Annotated in this window: 17 protein-coding genes and 1 riboswitch; of the genes, 2 read left to right on the forward strand and 15 right to left on the reverse strand. The window is 62.2% G+C overall.

The window, feature by feature from the left end; translation table 11 throughout:
* Positions 1 to 37 precede the first annotated feature (37 nt).
* The 11 genes from ACM6I7_RS02255 to cobO form a co-directional block, all read right to left on the reverse strand.
* Positions 38 to 442 carry a MarR family winged helix-turn-helix transcriptional regulator gene (locus ACM6I7_RS02255; RefSeq protein ID WP_007950413.1) on the reverse strand — a complete coding sequence of 135 codons (405 nt, stop codon included), beginning with the start codon at positions 440 to 442 and terminating at the stop codon, positions 38 to 40.
* Positions 443 to 642: 200 nt separating this feature from the next.
* Positions 643 to 1,374: an adenosylcobinamide-GDP ribazoletransferase gene (locus tag ACM6I7_RS02260; protein WP_414887880.1), complete on the reverse strand. Its 732-nt coding sequence runs from the start codon at positions 1,372 to 1,374 to the stop codon at positions 643 to 645.
* Position 1,375: 1 nt separating this feature from the next.
* On the reverse strand, positions 1,376 to 1,951 hold the full coding sequence (cobC, locus tag ACM6I7_RS02265; protein ID WP_414887881.1) for an alpha-ribazole phosphatase family protein: 576 nt from the start codon (positions 1,949 to 1,951) through the stop codon (positions 1,376 to 1,378).
* On the reverse strand, positions 1,948 to 3,003 hold the full coding sequence (gene cobT / locus ACM6I7_RS02270) for a nicotinate-nucleotide--dimethylbenzimidazole phosphoribosyltransferase (RefSeq protein ID WP_414887882.1): 1,056 nt from the start codon (positions 3,001 to 3,003) through the stop codon (positions 1,948 to 1,950). The genes cobC and cobT overlap by 4 nt, the downstream gene beginning before the upstream one ends.
* Entirely contained in the window at positions 3,000 to 3,521 is a 522-nt protein-coding gene (gene cobU / locus ACM6I7_RS02275) for a bifunctional adenosylcobinamide kinase/adenosylcobinamide-phosphate guanylyltransferase (protein ID WP_027614063.1), read from the reverse strand. Before cobU ends, cobT begins: the two co-directional genes overlap by 4 nt.
* 228 nt (positions 3,522 to 3,749) lie before the next feature.
* Positions 3,750 to 5,201, reverse strand: coding sequence for a cobyric acid synthase (locus ACM6I7_RS02280; protein ID WP_414887883.1), 1,452 nt, complete (start codon positions 5,199 to 5,201; stop codon positions 3,750 to 3,752).
* Positions 5,198 to 6,190, reverse strand: coding sequence for a threonine-phosphate decarboxylase CobD (gene cobD, locus ACM6I7_RS02285; protein ID WP_414887884.1), 993 nt, complete (start codon positions 6,188 to 6,190; stop codon positions 5,198 to 5,200). Before cobD ends, ACM6I7_RS02280 begins: the two co-directional genes overlap by 4 nt.
* Entirely contained in the window at positions 6,183 to 7,091 is a 909-nt protein-coding gene (gene cbiB, locus ACM6I7_RS02290; RefSeq protein ID WP_414887885.1) for an adenosylcobinamide-phosphate synthase CbiB, read from the reverse strand. The genes cobD and cbiB overlap by 8 nt, the downstream gene beginning before the upstream one ends.
* A complete protein-coding gene (gene bluB, locus ACM6I7_RS02295) occupies positions 7,088 to 7,738 on the reverse strand; it encodes a 5,6-dimethylbenzimidazole synthase (protein WP_414887886.1) in 651 nt (216 codons plus the stop codon). Before bluB ends, cbiB begins: the two co-directional genes overlap by 4 nt.
* Positions 7,739 to 7,785: 47 nt before the next feature.
* Positions 7,786 to 9,135 carry a cobyrinate a,c-diamide synthase gene (locus ACM6I7_RS02300; RefSeq protein ID WP_414887887.1) on the reverse strand — a complete coding sequence of 450 codons (1,350 nt, stop codon included), beginning with the start codon at positions 9,133 to 9,135 and terminating at the stop codon, positions 7,786 to 7,788.
* Entirely contained in the window at positions 9,132 to 9,743 is a 612-nt protein-coding gene (gene cobO / locus ACM6I7_RS02305) for a cob(I)yrinic acid a,c-diamide adenosyltransferase (protein ID WP_027614057.1), read from the reverse strand. The genes ACM6I7_RS02300 and cobO overlap by 4 nt, the downstream gene beginning before the upstream one ends.
* A gap of 80 nt (positions 9,744 to 9,823) precedes the next feature.
* A riboswitch (cobalamin riboswitch) is annotated at positions 9,824 to 10,054 on the reverse strand.
* Positions 10,055 to 10,218: 164 nt separating this feature from the next.
* Between cobO and ACM6I7_RS02310 the strand changes: the two genes are divergently transcribed.
* Positions 10,219 to 10,803: a hypothetical protein gene (locus ACM6I7_RS02310; RefSeq protein ID WP_414887888.1), complete on the forward strand. Its 585-nt coding sequence runs from the start codon at positions 10,219 to 10,221 to the stop codon at positions 10,801 to 10,803.
* 66 nt (positions 10,804 to 10,869) lie between these two features.
* The gene (locus ACM6I7_RS02315) at positions 10,870 to 12,183 is read left to right on the forward strand and encodes a PQQ-dependent sugar dehydrogenase (RefSeq protein WP_096797404.1); all 1,314 of its coding nucleotides are present in this window, start codon (positions 10,870 to 10,872) and stop codon (positions 12,181 to 12,183) included.
* A gap of 131 nt (positions 12,184 to 12,314) precedes the next feature.
* Here ACM6I7_RS02315 and ACM6I7_RS02320 read toward each other — a convergent pair whose 3' ends face one another.
* From ACM6I7_RS02320 to ACM6I7_RS02335, 4 genes are all read right to left on the reverse strand, one after another.
* The gene (locus tag ACM6I7_RS02320; RefSeq protein ID WP_414887890.1) at positions 12,315 to 12,851 is read right to left on the reverse strand and encodes a C40 family peptidase; all 537 of its coding nucleotides are present in this window, start codon (positions 12,849 to 12,851) and stop codon (positions 12,315 to 12,317) included.
* Positions 12,852 to 13,071: 220 nt separating this feature from the next.
* Positions 13,072 to 13,686, reverse strand: coding sequence for a C40 family peptidase (locus ACM6I7_RS02325; RefSeq protein ID WP_007962885.1), 615 nt, complete (start codon positions 13,684 to 13,686; stop codon positions 13,072 to 13,074).
* Between the two features lie 225 nt (positions 13,687 to 13,911).
* Positions 13,912 to 14,616: a DnaA regulatory inactivator Hda gene (hda, locus tag ACM6I7_RS02330; RefSeq protein ID WP_025111852.1), complete on the reverse strand. Its 705-nt coding sequence runs from the start codon at positions 14,614 to 14,616 to the stop codon at positions 13,912 to 13,914.
* A gap of 219 nt (positions 14,617 to 14,835) precedes the next feature.
* Positions 14,836 to 15,909 (reverse strand): AI-2E family transporter, encoded by a 1,074-nt coding sequence (locus ACM6I7_RS02335; RefSeq protein ID WP_414887891.1) that lies wholly within the window; start codon positions 15,907 to 15,909, stop codon positions 14,836 to 14,838.
* Between the last annotated feature and the right edge of the window lie 7 nt (positions 15,910 to 15,916).

The following is a 15,916-nucleotide window of genomic DNA, read 5'->3' on the forward strand; positions in this document are numbered from 1 at the left end:
CGGGTATATACCCGCTTAAATCCGGAAAAACCGGCCCTCAGGCCAGTTCATCCAACAGTCGCAGCAAGGTTTCACGCTTCTCGGCGCCCAGACGATCGATCAATCGCTGTTGCGCCGCTTCCCAGGCCGGCAGCGCCGCCGCGAGGCGCTGTGCACCGGTTTCGGTGAGACGGACGATGCGGTTACGCATGTCCTCGCCCTCGGCCAGCGCCACCAGGCCCTCGCCTTCGAGCACCCGCAGGTTGCGCCCCAGGGTGCTGCGATCCAGGCCCATGGCTTCGGCCAGCTCCGAGATGCTCGGTTGATCCAGACGCTGCAGGTTGCACAGCAAAGAATACTGGGCAACGTTGATCCCGAAGCCGTCGAGAGCGCCGTCGTAATGCCTGCTGACGCCACGAGCGGCGCGACGCAGGTTGGTGCACAAACACTGAGAAGGAAGCATGATGCGTGTATATACCCGCGACTGTGTTAAATCAAGTTACACATGAGTTTATCAATGAAGTTTTTGGTGTCTGACACACCGCCTTCGCTGGCAAGCCAGCTCCCACAGTTTTTGCAAGTGCTCAACAAATTTGCAAACGCCCTCAATACCTGTGGGAGCTGGCTTGCCAGCGAAGAGGCCAGACCAGGCAACATAAGTATTCAGACCAACATCACCCCAACCAACACCACCATCTCCAGCAACTCCAGCAACGCCCCGGCCGTATCGCCCGTAGTCCCGCCCAGCCGCCGCATCATCACGTGCCGCAGCCAGACGAACCCGACCAACGCGACAACCAGCGCAGCAATCGCTTTCACCCCGGCAATCAGCAAACACGCCAGCGCACTCGCCCCAAGCACCCACCAACCGATCCTGCGCGGCAGATGATCAGCCAACGCCTGCCCCAACCCTCCCGCCCGCACATACGGCGTAGTCAGAAACAGCCCCAGCAGCGCCGCCCGCCCCAGCAACGGCACGATGATCAACATCACCGCATCCCCCTGCTCGATCAGCGCCAGCAACGCGCAGAACTTCAGCAGCAACACCAACACCAGCGTCACCACGGCAATCGGCCCGCTGCGCGGATCCTTCATGATCGTCAGCGTGCGCTCGCGATCACCGAAACCGCCAAGCCAGGCATCGGCACTGTCAGCCAGACCATCGAGGTGCAGCGCGCCACTGAGCAGCACCCACACCGTCAGCAACAGCGCCGCATGCAGCAACAACGGCGCGCCGGCCAACGCCAGGTTGAATGCCCAGAGGATCCCTCCGAACAGCAACCCCACCAGCGGATAAAACACCAGCGAACGCCCGAGCTGTTGCGGCTCCGGCATACCCGGCAGACGAATCGGCAAACTGCTGAGAAATTGCAGGGCGATCCACAGTGGCAGCATCTCAGTGACCTTCCTTGAGCACGCCATCTGCTTCGACGCTGAGCGCAAACAGCGAAGCATGCGCGACTTCGACATTGAGCAACTGCTCACGCGGCAAACCTCGCGCCTGCGCCAGCAACAGACGCATCACGCCGCCATGACTGATCAACAAAACGCGTTCACCGGCATAGGCCTGATGCAACCGCGCAACCGCGCCCAGCACACGTTCAGCAAAATCGCTGACCGGCTCACCCTGCGGCGGCGTGAACGAATACGGATCGGCCCAGAACAACCCCAGTGCCTCGGCATCGGTCTCCATCAACACCGCAGCGCTCTGCCCCTCCCAGACGCCGAAGTGCAGTTCCTGCAGATCCGTTTCCAACTGCACCGGCAAATTCAGTTGCTCGCCCAGCTCTGCGGCAAACCGTGCACAACGCTGCAGCGGCGAACTGATCAAGCGATCCCACGGCCCGCCCGCGATCACCGCCACACGCATCTGCGCCCAACCCTTTTCCGTGAGCGCATCATCGAGGCTACCGCGCAGCCCACCGCCCAGTTCAGTCTCACCGTGGCGCAGCAGGTCCAGACGCAAGGTCATGCCGGACGATCCGCCACTGCGGCTTCGGCGAACGTCGCCATCTGCCCATGCAGGTCGCAGGCCAGACGCAACAGCGGCACGGCCAATGCCGCGCCGCTGCCCTCGCCCAGACGCAGGCTGAGCTCCAGCAACGGTTCGGCGTTAAGGGTTTCCAGCACATGGCGATGGCCCGGCTCGGCCCCACGATGACCGAACAGCAGCCACTCGCGGCAGGCCGGGTTCAGCCGCACCGCGACCAACGCGGCGACCGTGCAGATAAAGCCGTCGACCAGCACCGCGACGCCTTCCTGCGCACACGCCAGGTACGCGCCGACCAGTGCGGCGATTTCAAACCCCCCGAGGTTGAACAGGGTTTGCAGCGCATCGCCACGTTGCGCCGCGTGCAGCGCCAGTGCGCGTTCGATCACCTGTGCTTTATGGCTGACCCCTTCGGCATTCAACCCGGTGCCGGGACCGGTCAGGTGCACCACCGGACAGTCGAGCAAAGCACAGGCCAGCGCACTGGCGGCGGTGGTGTTGCCGATGCCCATTTCGCCGCCGATGAACAACTGAGCGCCAGCGGCTTTGGCCCGCAGCACGCTGTCGCGACCGGCCTGCAAGGCGAGTTCGCCCTGCGCCCGGGTCATCGCCGCGCCTTTGGCGAAATTCGCTGTGCCCGGGCCGATGTTCAGATGACGCACACCCGGCAGATTCAACGTCGGTGTCACGGTGCCCAGATCGACCACTTCCAGCTGTGCATCGAGCTGCCGCGCCAACACGCTGATCGCCGCACCGCCGCTGACGAAGTTGAGCAACATCTGCCCGGTGACTTCCTGCGGGAACGCGGAAACGCCTTCCGCGACCACCCCGTGATCACCGGCAAAAATCGCGATCCACACCTGTTCAATCGTCGGTTTGATCTGCCCCTGCAATCCGGCCAATTGCACCGCCACGCTTTCGAGGCGACCGAGGGAGCCGGCCGGTTTGGTCAGTTGCTGTTGGCGCGCCGCCGCCTGTTCAACGATCTCGGCATTCACGGATTGGCACGGGTTCAACCACCACGCTTGAGTCATAACGCAGGTCCTTTCAGGGTCAGGGGCAGGCCGGCGACGGTCAGGACGACTCGCTGACAACGCTCGGCCAGAGCTTGATGCAGCCAACCGGCTTCATCGACGTAGCGGCGAGTCAATTCGCCCAGCGGCACGACACCCATTCCGGTCTCGTTGCTGACAAAAATGATTTCCCCCGGCAATGACGCCAGGCAGTCCAGCAGGGCGTCGCGCTCGGCGGCGAGACGCGCGGCGTCATCAAGCATCAGTAGATTGGTCAGCCACAGGGTCAGGCAGTCGACCAGCAAGCAACGCTCGGCACTGGCGTTCTCGCGCAGGACGCGGGCCAGCTCCAGTGGTTCTTCGATCAGCGCCCATTCGGCCGGACGCCGGGCGCGGTGATGGGCGACGCGTTCGTTCATTTCACCGTCCAGCGGCTGGCTGGTGGCGATGTAAGTGACCGCCAGATGGCTGTCGCTGGCGAGTTTTTCCGCCAGGCGACTTTTGCCGGAGCGGGCGCCGCCGAGGATCAGTTGGAGCATGGGGACATCCTGAAAATTATGTGTTGAGGCAATCGCCCTCTTCGCGGGCAAGCCCGCTCCCACAGTGACCGCAGTGGCTGAAACACCTCACTCCCCTGTGGTGGATGGAGATGTTCTGTCATTTATGTATTGAGGCAACCGGCCCCTTCGCGAGCAAGCCCGCTCCCACATGGGAATGCGTTCCAACGTGGGAGCGAGCCTGCTCGCGAAGAGGCCGTAACAGCCAGCCTAAATCCCGCAGAGCTGACGCAACAATTCAGTATCCAGATGCTGCTCCACCAGATCCGCCAGCCGCTCGATATCGCGCTCGCGCAAGCCGTGGTAATCCACCTCCTGCACTTCGCTCAACCCGGCCCAGCGCAGCAACGCGGCACTGGCTTGCGGCGACTCGAACAAGCCGTGCAGATAAGTGCCGAACACCTGCCCGTCCAGACTCTGCGCGCCGTCGCAACGACCGTCATCCAGATGCACCGCCGCATTCTCCAGCGCCGGCCCCACCGTCACGCCCGCATGGATTTCATAGCCACTGACCTCGGCGTTTTCCAGCGCCAGATGCCCACGGACATTGCGCAACTGCTTCTCGGCTTCCAGCGTGGTGTCGAACGCCAGCAAACCCAGGCCGGCACTCGAACCCGACGCGCCTTCCAGCCCCAGCGGATCGTGCACTTGCTCTCCGAGCATTTGCAGACCGCCGCAGATCCCCAGCAACTTGCCGCCATAACGCAGGTGCCGATTGATCGCCGTGTCCCAGCCATTAGCACGCAAATACGCGAGGTCGCTGCGCACGCTTTTCGAGCCGGGCAGGATGATCAGGTCGGCGGCAGGGATAGCCTGCCCCGGGCCGATGAATTGCAGATCGACCTGCGGATGCAGACGCAGCGGATCGAAGTCCGTGTGGTTGCTGATGCGCGGCAGCACCGGTACCACCACTTTCAGCACTTGCTCGGCCTTGTCGGTCTGGCGCTGGTCGATGCCGTCCTCGGCCTCCAGATGCAGGTCCATCACGTACGGCAGCACACCGATAACCGGTTTGCCGGTGCGCTGTTCCAGCCAGTCGAGGCCCGGTTGGAGCAAGGCGATGTCACCGCGAAAACGGTTGATGATGAAGCCCTTGACCCGCGCCTGCTCGCTCGGCGACAGCAGCTCCAGCGTGCCGACCAGATGCGCAAAAACGCCGCCTCGATTGATGTCGGCGATCAGCAGCACCGGGCAATCCACCGCTTCGGCAAAGCCCATGTTGGCGATGTCCCCGGCACGCAGATTGATCTCGGCCGGCGAGCCAGCGCCTTCGACCATCACCAGCGGATACGCCGCGCTGAGCCGTTGATGCGACGCGAGCACCGCCTGCATGGCGATGGCTTTGTAGTCGTGATACGCCACCGCGTTCATGCTGGTGACCGCGCGGCCATGGATGATCACCTGCGCGCCGGTATCGCTGTTGGGCTTGAGCAGCACCGGGTTCATGTCGGTGTGCGGTTCGAGATGCGCGGCTTGTGCCTGCACCGCTTGCGCCCGGCCGATCTCGCCGCCGTCGGCGGTCACCGCGCTGTTGAGCGCCATGTTCTGCGGTTTGAACGGCACCACCGCCACACCCTGACGGGTGGCCCAGCGGCACAGCGCCGTCACCAGCGTACTTTTACCGGCATCGGACGTGGTGCCCTGAACCATCAAGGTTGTCATTGGGTTTCCTTGGCGAAAGCTTGCAGCGCCTGTTCGAGACGCGCTTCTTCAGCGGCGTTGGCAGGCAGGCCGAAACGCAGGCTGCTGTTGTGGGTGAAGATGCGCAGGAGGATCCCGCGTCGGGCCATGAACTCGTGCAGCGCAGGCGCGTGCTCGGTGATCAGCCACTGAAACAACGCGCAACCGCCGTGGGGTTTGAAGCCATAGCGCTCCAGCAACAACGCGAGGCGTTCACTGGCTTCATCGCTGCGAATGCGTTGCCGGGTGTGCGCTTCGGTGTCTTGCAGGCAAGCCTGACCGAGCACCCGCGTCGGCCCGCTGACCGCCCAGGGCCCGACCTGCTCCGCGAGCAATCTGAGCAATTTACGCTCGGCCAGCACGAAGCCCAGACGCACCCCGGCCAGACCAAAAAACTTGCCGAAGGAACGCAGCACAATCAATCCGATCTGGTTGGCATGCGGCGCCAGACTCAGCTGCGGCGTGTTATCCATGAACGCTTCATCGACCACCAGCCAGCCGCCACGCTGGGCCAGCCGCGCGTGCCAGTCGAGCAGCCGCGCCGGGGTCAGACTCAGGCCGGTGGGGTTGTTCGGATTGACCACCACCAGCACGTCGAGGCTATCGAGAAAGAATTCGACTTCCTGCTCCAGCACTTCGCGCACGATGTAACCGCTGCGGCGCCAGGCCTCGGCGTGCTCGGCATAACACGGCGACAACACACCGACCTTGCCGGCGCGGCGCAAACGCGGCAGCAACTGAATCGCCATCTGCGAACCGGCCACCGGCAGCACCTGCGAAGCGCCGTAGTAATCACACGCGGCCTGTTCCAGCCCGTCATCGGTTTCCGGCAAGCGTGCCCAGGCGCGCAGCGGAATTTCCGGCACCGCAAACGGCCACGGCGCGAGGCCGCTGGAGAGGTCGAGCCAGTCAGCCTCGGCAATCCCGTAATCGAGTGCAGCCTTGCGCAGCCGGCCACCGTGCTCAAGCATAGAATTCAGCCCCCACGCAGAGAATCAGCAGCCATAACCATACCCCGCGCTGGACCAATTGCCAGCCGCGATCAATCGAATCGGCATCGGCCGTCGAACCTTCGCCCAGTTGCGGACGCTCATGCAGTTCGCCGTGATAGATCGCCGGGCCGCCCAGTTCGACATTCAATGCACCGGCACCGGCCGCCATCACCGGACCGGCATTCGGGCTGTCCCATTGCGGGCCCTGGCTGCGCCAACATTTCCAGGCGAGCCGGGTGTTGCCCAGCAGCGCGTAGGTCAGCGCCACCAGCCGGGCCGGAATATAGTTGAGCACGTCGTCGATTTTTGCCGCGCACCAGCCGAAGCGTTCGAAGCGTTCGTTGCGATAGCCCCACATAGCGTCGAGCGTATTGCTCAGGCGATAGAGCACTACGCCCGGCGCGCCGGCCACGACAAACCAGAACAGCGCGGCGAACACCGCGTCACTGCCGTTTTCCAGCACCGATTCAGTCGCGGCGCGAGCGACGGCGGTGCTGTCCAGTTCGCTGGTCTGGCGACTGACCAGATAGCCGACGCGTTTGCGCGCCTCTTCCAGATCATCAGCGCGCAAGGCGGCGGCTACCGGCGCGACATGCTCACCGAGGCTGCGCATGCCGAGGGCGCAATACAGCGCAAGAATCTCGACGATCCAGCCTACATACGGTGCCCAGGAAAACGCGGTGGCGAGCAAGGTCAGCGGCAGCACCGCGATCACCCAGGCGGTGACCCCGTGACTGCGCCAGCCACGCCCGCCCGCATTGAAACGGCGCTCGATGCGCCCGGCAAAATTGCCGAACGCCACCAGCGGATGCCAGCGTTTCGGTTCACCCAGCAGCGCATCCAGCGCGACCGCGGCGACACTCAACAACGCCACACTCATTGACTCACTCCCCAATAATTTTCGTACAGCAACTCATTGAGCGGCCGCGCCTGCGCCCACCCTTCGAGTACCAGCATCGGCGCCGGATAGAATTCCTTGACCGGCCCCAGACACAACACCGCCAACGGCTTGGCCCCGGCCGGCAACTGCAGCAGATCGGCCAGTGCCTGCGGTTCGAACAGCGACACCCAGCCCATGCCCAGCCCTTCGGCACGGGACGCCAGCCACAGGTTCTGAATCGCGCAGGACAGCGAGGCCATGTCCATTTCCGGCAGCGTACGACGGCCGAAAATATGTTTTTCGCGATCGTCCATCAGCGCCGCGACCAGGACTTCGGCGCAGTCGTTGATGCCTTCGACCTTGAGCTTCATGAACTCGTCACTGCGCTCGCCGAGGGCTTCGGCGGTACGCAAGCGTTCTTCTTCGACGAGGCTCTGGATCTGCCCACGCAAGGCGCGATCGCTGATGCGGATGAAGCGCCATGGCTGCATCAGACCGACGCTGGGCGCTTGATGCGCGGCTTCCAGCAGACGGCGCAGCAGCTCCGGTTCGACCGTGCCGCCGGTGAAGTGGCGCATGTCGCGGCGTTCGGCGATGGCTCGGTAGACGGCTTGGCGCTCGGCTTCGGAGAATGTGTTGTCGGTCATGGACTCTTCGCGAGCAGGCTCGCTCCCACATTGGACGGGGTGCTTGCTCAAGAAACGCGATCCCCTGTGGGAGCGAGCCTGCTCGCGAAGGCGGCCTGACATTCTGGCGCAAACAACGCGGCAATCGCCGTCGGATTCGACGGAAAGTAAAAATGCACGTACGACGCTGTCATCCGCCCCTCCCGATAAACCGCCTCCGCCCCGCGCCCGCCATTCGGGCTGATGCCCCGGGCAATCGGGGTCAGTTCGGTGCTGGTCAGGGAATGGTGATAGGTATGCCCACGCAGCGAGCCCTCCGGCAGATCCACCGCTTGCAGTGCCAGTGCCGCCAGACGTTTTTGCATCACCGCCTCACCGCGCAGCAGCCCCACCAGTTCGGCGCGGGTGCCGTCAACGTCGGTCAACGCGTCGAGCAGATAGAGCATGCCGCCGCACTCGGCGAGCAGTGGTTTGCCGGCGGCGTGGTGCGCACGGATTGCATCAAGCATTGCCACGTTTTGCGATAGCGCGACATGGTGCAATTCCGGATAACCGCCGGGCAGATACAGACTGTCGGCCTCGGGCAGTTGGGTATCGCGGATCGGCGAGAAGAAACTCAACTCGGCGCCCATCGCCCGTAACAGGTCGAGACTGGCGCCGTAGGTGAAGGCAAAGGCCTCATCGCGAGCGACAGCAATGCGCACGCCGTCGAGCAGCGGTTCAGCGCTGATCATTTCAGGCGCGGCGAATTCCACGGCCGGTGGCAGCGCTACCTCGCAACTGCTGGCCAGTGCTTCAGCCGCCGCGTCGAGACGCAGATCCAGATCATTCAGTTCACTGGCCTGCACCAGACCGAGATGGCGGCTCGGCAACTCGATCCCGGTCTCGCGGGACAATGCGCCGTACCAGCGCAAACCTTCGGTGAGGCTGCCTTCGAGCAATTGCGCATGACGCAAGGTGCCGACACGGTTGGCCAGCACGCCGGCAAACGGCAGGTCCGGCTGGTAACGCGCCAGCCCCAACGCCAATGCGCCGAAGGTCTGGGCCATGGCGGTGCCGTCGATCACGCCGAGTACCGGCACGCCGAAATGCCGCGCCAGATCGGCGCTGGACGGCGTGCCGTCGAACAGGCCCATCACGCCTTCGATCAGGATCAGATCGGCTTCGGCGGCGGCTTCCCACAACAGGCGGCGGCTTTCCTGCTCGCCGACCATCCACATGTCCAGTTGATACACCGGCGCACCGCTGGCGCGCTCGAGAATCATCGGGTCGAGGAAATCCGGGCCGCACTTGAACACGCGCACCTTGCGCCCCTGATTGCGATGCAAGCGAGCGAGCGCGGCAGTGACGGTGGTCTTGCCCTGACCGGAGGCCGGCGCGGCGATCAGTACCGCCGGGCAGTGACGTGGTTGATTCAAAGTTCGACGCCTTTCTGCGCTTTGATACCGGCCTGGAAGGCGTGTTTGAGCATGCCCATTTCGGTGACGGTATCGCCCATCTCGATCATTTCCGGCTTGGCCGCGCGACCGGTGACGATTACGTGTTGCATCGGCGGACGCGCCTGCAGGTCGCTGAGCACTCGATCCAGATCGAGGTAACCGTGCTTGAGGGCGATGTTCAATTCGTCCAGCACCACCAGGCCGATCGACGGATCGCGCAGCAGCTCGCGGGACACTTCCCACGCGGCTTCGGCGGCGGCGATGTCACGCTGGCGATCCTGGGTTTCCCAGGTGAAGCCCTCGCCCATCACGTGAAAACGCACTTGCTCGGGGAAGCGGCGGAAGAACAGTTCTTCGCCCGTGCTGTTGCGACCCTTGATGAACTGCACCACGCCGCACTGCATGCCATGGCCCATGGCGCGGGCGAGCATGCCGAACGCCGAGCTGCTTTTGCCTTTGCCATTGCCGGTCAGCACCAGCACCAGGCCGCACTCGTCAGGGGAATTGGCGATGCGTTCGTCGATCACGGCTTTTTTGCGCTGCATACGCGCCAGATGGCGTTCGTCGCGCTCGGGGGAATCGGTCATGGGGGAGCTCTCCGTTGAGGCTGGATAACGGCGGGCAGGCACAAGAATAGACGGCAAAAAGCCTGGCATCGCCCACCGTGATGCCGCTGGATGGATCAGGCCGGTCTCCGGGCTCATGAGCGGCGAATCGCCTGACTGCGCGCCTTCCCGCGTCGTCGACACAGTGGCTCAATGCACAGTTTTCACTCATTTACCGTTGCGGGGGCAGCGCCGGGATCGTGATCGTGCTTCGCCTGAAGACAACCCTCACCGGCTTCCCTGTTTCACTCTGTCGACACGCGTCACAGAGCACCTGAAACAAGCCGCGAAGGTTAGAGGGTTGGGGGTGGAGCGTCAATTAAAGAGGGGGCCGTCGGGCGAATAACTGCCGTCGATCAATTATCTGACGCCAATCTTGTGCCACACTGAGACAAGTGATATCAAAGAGCCATGCTTTTGTTTGAAAAAGCACACCACAACAATAAGGATGATGACGATGCAAGGCATGATCATCAGCAACCCGCGCCTGGAATTCCTGCGCCCGATGCTTGAACGCTGGTTTGACTGTATCGACCGCTACAACGCTGTACGCGGCGACAACGACACCCCTTACTGGCATGACGAGAAAGCCAATCTCGGCTTGCTCTCCGCGGCAGCCTGGATGGCCGAGCTGGTGACCCTTTGTGATACCTCGACCCGAAAGCAGAACGAGGATGGCGAGCGCAATGCCCGCGCCGATCTGTTCATCGCCGGCGCCGAAGACCGCGCCTACCTTCAGACGACCCAGCGCTGGCCACGGGTCAACAACCTTAATCTGACCCAGGCCCTGCTGGACATCACCAGCGACGCCAAACGCATCAGTTTTGCCAGCGACCTCAAGCTCGGTTGCCTGTTCGTCGCCCCGCAAAAAGCCCAACACAGCGCCAGCCCCGAAGAGTTGCAGGACATGGTCGACGACCTGCAAAAGGAACACTGCTGCGCCGTGGCCTGGTATTTCCCCTACGCCTACCGCAAGTTGCGCAGCGAAGCGGGTAACTATCACCCAGGCATCGCCGTGCTGTTCAAAGAGGCCCGTGGTTGAGCGGTTGAACCATCGGGTGCGCGCACTCCTCTATGATTAGGCATGCATTCATAGGGAAGATCAGTAATGCGCAAAACCCAACTCGCTCTCGTCATCGCCCTCGCCGGAGGGCTCGCCGCCTGCGGTGAATCCTCCAGCCTGCAAGTTTCTGACGGCACCGGTCCGTCACCGAAGCTGCCTGAACCAAACAAAACCCTGATCCCGACGGTGAACATCGCCCCGGCGGTCGGCTGGCCCGCCGGCGGTAAACCGACCGCCGCAGCCGGCACGCAGGTCGCAGCATTCGCCGAAGGCCTCGATCATCCGCGCTGGCTCTACGTGCTGCCCAACGGTGACGTGCTGGTGGCGGAAACCAACGCTCCGCCCAAGCCTGACGACAGCAGCGGCATTCGTGGCTGGGTGATGAAGAAAGTCATGGGCAAGGCCGGCGCTGGTGTGCCGAGCCCAAACCGCATCACCCTGTTGCGAGACGCCGACCACGACGGCGTGGCCGAGACCCGCACGGTGTTTCTTCAAAATCTCAATTCGCCGTTTGGCATGACCCTGGTCGGTAACGATTTGTACGTCGCTGACACCGATCGCCTGCTGCGCTTCCACTACGAATCCGGCGCGACCGAGATCAAGACCCAGCCGATCAAAGTCACCGATCTGCCGGGCGGCACGCTGAACCATCACTGGACCAAAAATGTCATCGCCAGCAAGGACGGCAGCAAGCTGTACGTCACTGTCGGCTCGAACAGCAACGTCGGCGAGAATGGTCTGGATAAAGAAGAAGGTCGCGCGGCGATCTGGGAAGTTGATCGCGCCACCGGCAACCACCGGATCTTCGCCTCGGGCATCCGCAACCCCAACGGCCTCGCGTGGGAACCGACCACGGGTGCGCTGTGGACAGCGGTCAATGAGCGTGACGAGATCGGCAGCGACTTGGTGCCGGACTACATCACCTCGGTCAAGGACGGTGGCTTCTATGGCTGGCCCTTCAGCTATTACGGTCAGCACGTGGATGTGCGAGTTAAGCCGCAAAATCTGGATCTGGTGGCCAAAGCTATCGCCCCGGACTACGCCGTCGGCCCGCACACTGCCTCGCTGGGCCTGACCTTCGCCGAAGGCAACAGCCTGCCGGCGCAGTTCAAGGAAGGCGCGTTCATCGGTCAACACGGCTCGTGGAACCGCAAACCGCACAGTGGTTATAAAGTGATTTTCGTACCGTTCGCGGCCGGCAAGCCGAACGGAGCACCGGTGGATGTGCTGACCGGTTTCCTCGACAAGGACGAGAACGCTTTGGGTCGCCCGGTAGGCGTGGTGATCGACCAGCAAGGTGGTTTGCTGGTGGCGGACGATGTGGGGAACAAGGTTTGGCGGGTTTCGTCCGCCAAGTAACTTTTGCCTGACCTGAAACAACTGTGGGAGCGAACCTGCTCGCGAATGCGTAGTGTCAGCCTCCATTGGGTTGACTGATACACCGCTTTCGCGAGCAGGCTCGCTCCCACATTGGAATGGCTGCTATTTTTCTACGGGTTATGCGCCAGATGCTCCGGCTGCAACACCCGCTTGGCACTCAGGTACGCCTTCTGCCAGTACGCCTTCGACAGACTGTCCAGCTTCACCGTGCCGCCGGTGGCTGGCGCGTGCACGAAGCGCCCTTCGCCGACGTAGATCCCCGCATGACTGACCTGCGAGCCGCCATTGGTGGCGAAGAAGATCAGGTCGCCAGTCTGCAAACCCTCTTTGCCGACATTCGGCGCCTGCATCACGATCATCTCGCGGGTGGAGCGCGGCAAGGAGATACCGGCGGCATCGCGGTAGACGAAACCGATCAGACCACTGCAATCAAACCCGGAATCCGGTGTGTTGCCGCCCCAGCGATAAGGCGTGCCAACCAGACCCAGCGCGCGAAACAGCACGTCTTCAGCAGCAGGCGAAAAAGCTTGGGAAGGCCCGAATACCACCGGAGCGCGTACCACTGGCGCAGGCGGCGAAGTGCGGCTGGCGCAGGCGCTGAGCAGCGCTGCGAAGAAAATCACTGTGAGGCGGGCCGACATCGTCATAAGCAGAACATCCTGATCTGGCTGCGGCTTTCTCTGCCGAATGGACAGAAACAAAACCGCCTGCGGAGCACGCAGGCGGTTTGCCATCAATATAGATACAGGATTCTAGCGGCTACGCGGCAAACTTCAAGTAAGACTTTAACTTCACCTTGTAAAGTCTAGGTCTACTCCCTTGCCGGGCACCGTTTTTGTCGCCACGGACGTGGCGACAACGGGGGAATTACTTGCGAGCGGTGACCACGGTCGGAGCCATCGCGAGGGCGCGCTTGGCTTCGATGAAGGTCTTGCTCCAGTAGCTGTCACCCAGGCTGTCGATGCGAACACCGCCGCTGCGACGACTGCTGGAGTGGATGAACTGATTGTCACCCAGGTAGATCCCGGCGTGGCTTACACGACCGCGACGACCATTGGTAGCGAAGAACAGCAGATCGCCCGGCTCAAGGTTGCCGCGCGAGACCAGAGGCGCATCCACGTTGATCATTTCACGGGTGGAGCGCGGCAGATTCATGCCGGCTTCTTCGCGGAACAGATAACCGATGAAACCGCTGCAGTCGAAGCCGGCTTCAGAGGTGCCGCCGAAACGGTAACGGGTACCGATCAGGGACATGCCGCGTTCGAGGATGCTGTCGGCCAGAACCGGGAGCTCGTACGGCTTCTTGTTGAAGTCCGAGAGTTCTTTTTCGGTGTCCAGCTCTTCCTGGTAAATAACAGAAGACTGGGCAGTGGCAGAATTTTTAACCTGTTGAGGCTGCTCTTGAACTGGAGAATGAGCAGCGCAACCGAACAACAGGGTGACGAGTGCGAGAGGCACGAGGGGTGCGAAGCGATTTAGCATGGGCACGACCGTGGCTGAAGTTGTAAAGAAGCCGAGACTATGCCCGCTATCGGCCTCATTTGCAAATTCAATCGATCTTTTTGTGACTTCCCGGTTTCTCGTTTACATCTAAGCGCTTAAGCCCATTTGACTCGATACGCGGTCTGCATACGTTGCGGAAACGCGGATTTTCTGGCGCCTGAAATATGTCGAAACGTGCTGAAAGCCTCGTATTTCAAGGGCTGGCTACCAACCAAGGGTCTCTTTCAGGAACGGAATCGTCAGCTTGCGTTGCGCCTGCAGCGAGGCCTGATCCAGCTGTTCGAGCAGGTCGAACAATGCACTCATGCTGCGGGTGCCGCGAGTCAGAATAAAGTGTCCGACTTCATCGGTCAGATGCAGACCGCGACGCGACGCGCGCAATTGCAGGGCACGCAATTTGTCTTCATCGGAGAGCGGCCGCATCTGGAAGATCAGCGCCAGGGTCAGGCGCGATTTGAGGTCAGCCAGTTTCACCGGCAGCTCGCGCGGCGAGGTTGAAGCGGCAATCAGCAAACGTCGACCGCTGTCACGCAGGCGGTTGAACAGATGAAACATCGCCTCTTCCCAGTCCGGCTTGCCGGCAATCACCTGCAAGTCATCCAGGCAGACCAGTTCGTACTGCTCAAGGTTGTCGAGGATTTCGATACCACGATCCATCAGCTCGGCCAGCGGCAGATACACCGCCGGTTCACCCATCTGCTCGAAACGCAGACACGCCGCCTGCAACAGATGCGTACGCCCTACCCCATGCTTGCCCCACAGGTAGATGAGGCTTTCGGTCCAGCCGGCGTCGGCTTCGCATAGGCGCTCGACATAGCCGAGTGCAGCGGCATTGGCGCCTGGGTAGTAGTTGATGAAGGTGGCGTCGTCACGCAGACGCACACCTAGGGGCAGCTGAATCGGTTTCATGCTGACTGAACAGTTCTCAAGGAACCGTTAGTGGCCTCTGTGTAAAGTTTGCGAAGTTTATACCCGTGAAGCTGAGCGCACAATGCGACAGACCCCAAGCAAAATCAAAGGTTTGCGTTAACACGCTGGTTTTATGACAGTTTCTCTGACGCGGTATCGAACGAACCCGCCGCAAAACCCGGGCCAACCCGGCACAATGCCGGACCGCCCGTGATCGGATTACAACTCGGGCTCATCTGCCCCGCTGTAAATATCCGAGTCCTTGTACAAATCGTGCACGTGACGCACCAGCACCATGACCACCGCCGCCACCGGCAATGCCAGCAGCACTCCGGTAAAGCCGAACAGCTCGCCGCCGGCCAGGATCGCGAAGATCACCGCCACCGGATGCAGGCCGATCCGGTCGCCGACCAGCAGCGGCGTCAGCACCATGCCTTCCAGCGCCTGCCCGACCATGAACACCGCCACGATGCCGATCATCGGGTACAGGTCGCCACCGAACTGGAACAGCCCGGCAATCAGCGCCGCGCCAATACCGATCACAAAACCCATGTACGGCACGATGGCCGCGAGGCCTGCGATCAGGCCGATCAACAGCCCCAATTCCAGACCAACAATCATCAGACCCGCTGCGTAGATCACGCCCAGCGCCAGCATCACCAGCAACTGTCCGCGCACGAACGCGCCGAGCACTTCGTGGCACTCACCGGCGAGCGAGACGATGGTTTCTTCACGATCACGCGGCAGCAGGCTGCGGATCTTGGCCATCATCACGTCCCAGTCGCGCAGCAGATAAAAACTCACCACTGGGATCAGCACCAGATTCGCCAGCCAGCCGATCAGCGCCAGACTCGAGGCCGTCGCCTGACTCAGCACCACACCGACGATGTCAGTGGTCTGCCCCATGTGTTCGCTGATCGCCGCCTTGACCTTGTCAAACTTCCAGAAGCCGTCAGACAAGCCCAGCTTCGATTGCGCCCACGGCAGCGCCGTGTGCTGCAGCCAGTCAAGCATTTGCGGCGCCAACTCATACAAACGCACCAACTGCTTGGCAAGCATCGGCACCAGCACCAACAGCAACGTGGTGACGATCAGAGTGAACAAGGCGAACACCGCGATCACACCCCAGGTTCGCGACAAACCGAGTTTCTCCAACCGATCCACCAGCGGATCGAACAGATACGCCAGCAGCAACGCCACCAGAAACGGCGTGAGGATCGGATGCAGCAACCAGACAAATGCGCAAAGCAGGACTACCCCACCGAGCCAGAACCAACGCCGCGTATCGGCCATTTACCAC

It is taken from the genome of Pseudomonas sp. IT-93MI4, assembly GCF_949767635.1.
Classification (GTDB): domain Bacteria; phylum Pseudomonadota; class Gammaproteobacteria; order Pseudomonadales; family Pseudomonadaceae; genus Aquipseudomonas; species Aquipseudomonas putida_A.

What these genes read in the sequence shown, in the direction of transcription:
- ACM6I7_RS02255 (WP_007950413.1), bottom strand. Translation starts at nt 442, where the DNA reads ATGCTTCCTTCTCAGTGTTTGTGCACCAACCTGCGTCGCGCCGCTCGT.
- ACM6I7_RS02260 (WP_414887880.1), bottom strand. Translation starts at nt 1,374, where the DNA reads ATGCTGCCACTGTGGATCGCCCTGCAATTTCTCAGCAGTTTGCCGATT.
- cobC (WP_414887881.1), bottom strand. Translation starts at nt 1,951, where the DNA reads ATGACCTTGCGTCTGGACCTGCTGCGCCACGGTGAGACTGAACTGGGC.
- cobT (WP_414887882.1), bottom strand. Translation starts at nt 3,003, where the DNA reads ATGACTCAAGCGTGGTGGTTGAACCCGTGCCAATCCGTGAATGCCGAG.
- cobU (WP_027614063.1), bottom strand. Translation starts at nt 3,521, where the DNA reads ATGCTCCAACTGATCCTCGGCGGCGCCCGCTCCGGCAAAAGTCGCCTG.
- ACM6I7_RS02280 (WP_414887883.1), bottom strand. Translation starts at nt 5,201, where the DNA reads ATGACAACCTTGATGGTTCAGGGCACCACGTCCGATGCCGGTAAAAGT.
- cobD (WP_414887884.1), bottom strand. Translation starts at nt 6,190, where the DNA reads ATGCTTGAGCACGGTGGCCGGCTGCGCAAGGCTGCACTCGATTACGGG.
- cbiB (WP_414887885.1), bottom strand. Translation starts at nt 7,091, where the DNA reads ATGAGTGTGGCGTTGTTGAGTGTCGCCGCGGTCGCGCTGGATGCGCTG.
- bluB (WP_414887886.1), bottom strand. Translation starts at nt 7,738, where the DNA reads ATGACCGACAACACATTCTCCGAAGCCGAGCGCCAAGCCGTCTACCGA.
- cobO (WP_027614057.1), bottom strand. Translation starts at nt 9,743, where the DNA reads ATGACCGATTCCCCCGAGCGCGACGAACGCCATCTGGCGCGTATGCAG.
- ACM6I7_RS02310 (WP_414887888.1), top strand. Translation starts at nt 10,219, where the DNA reads ATGCAAGGCATGATCATCAGCAACCCGCGCCTGGAATTCCTGCGCCCG.
- ACM6I7_RS02315 (WP_096797404.1), top strand. Translation starts at nt 10,870, where the DNA reads ATGCGCAAAACCCAACTCGCTCTCGTCATCGCCCTCGCCGGAGGGCTC.
- ACM6I7_RS02320 (WP_414887890.1), bottom strand. Translation starts at nt 12,851, where the DNA reads ATGACGATGTCGGCCCGCCTCACAGTGATTTTCTTCGCAGCGCTGCTC.
- ACM6I7_RS02325 (WP_007962885.1), bottom strand. Translation starts at nt 13,686, where the DNA reads ATGCTAAATCGCTTCGCACCCCTCGTGCCTCTCGCACTCGTCACCCTG.
- hda (WP_025111852.1), bottom strand. Translation starts at nt 14,616, where the DNA reads ATGAAACCGATTCAGCTGCCCCTAGGTGTGCGTCTGCGTGACGACGCC.
- ACM6I7_RS02335 (WP_414887891.1), bottom strand. Translation starts at nt 15,909, where the DNA reads ATGGCCGATACGCGGCGTTGGTTCTGGCTCGGTGGGGTAGTCCTGCTT.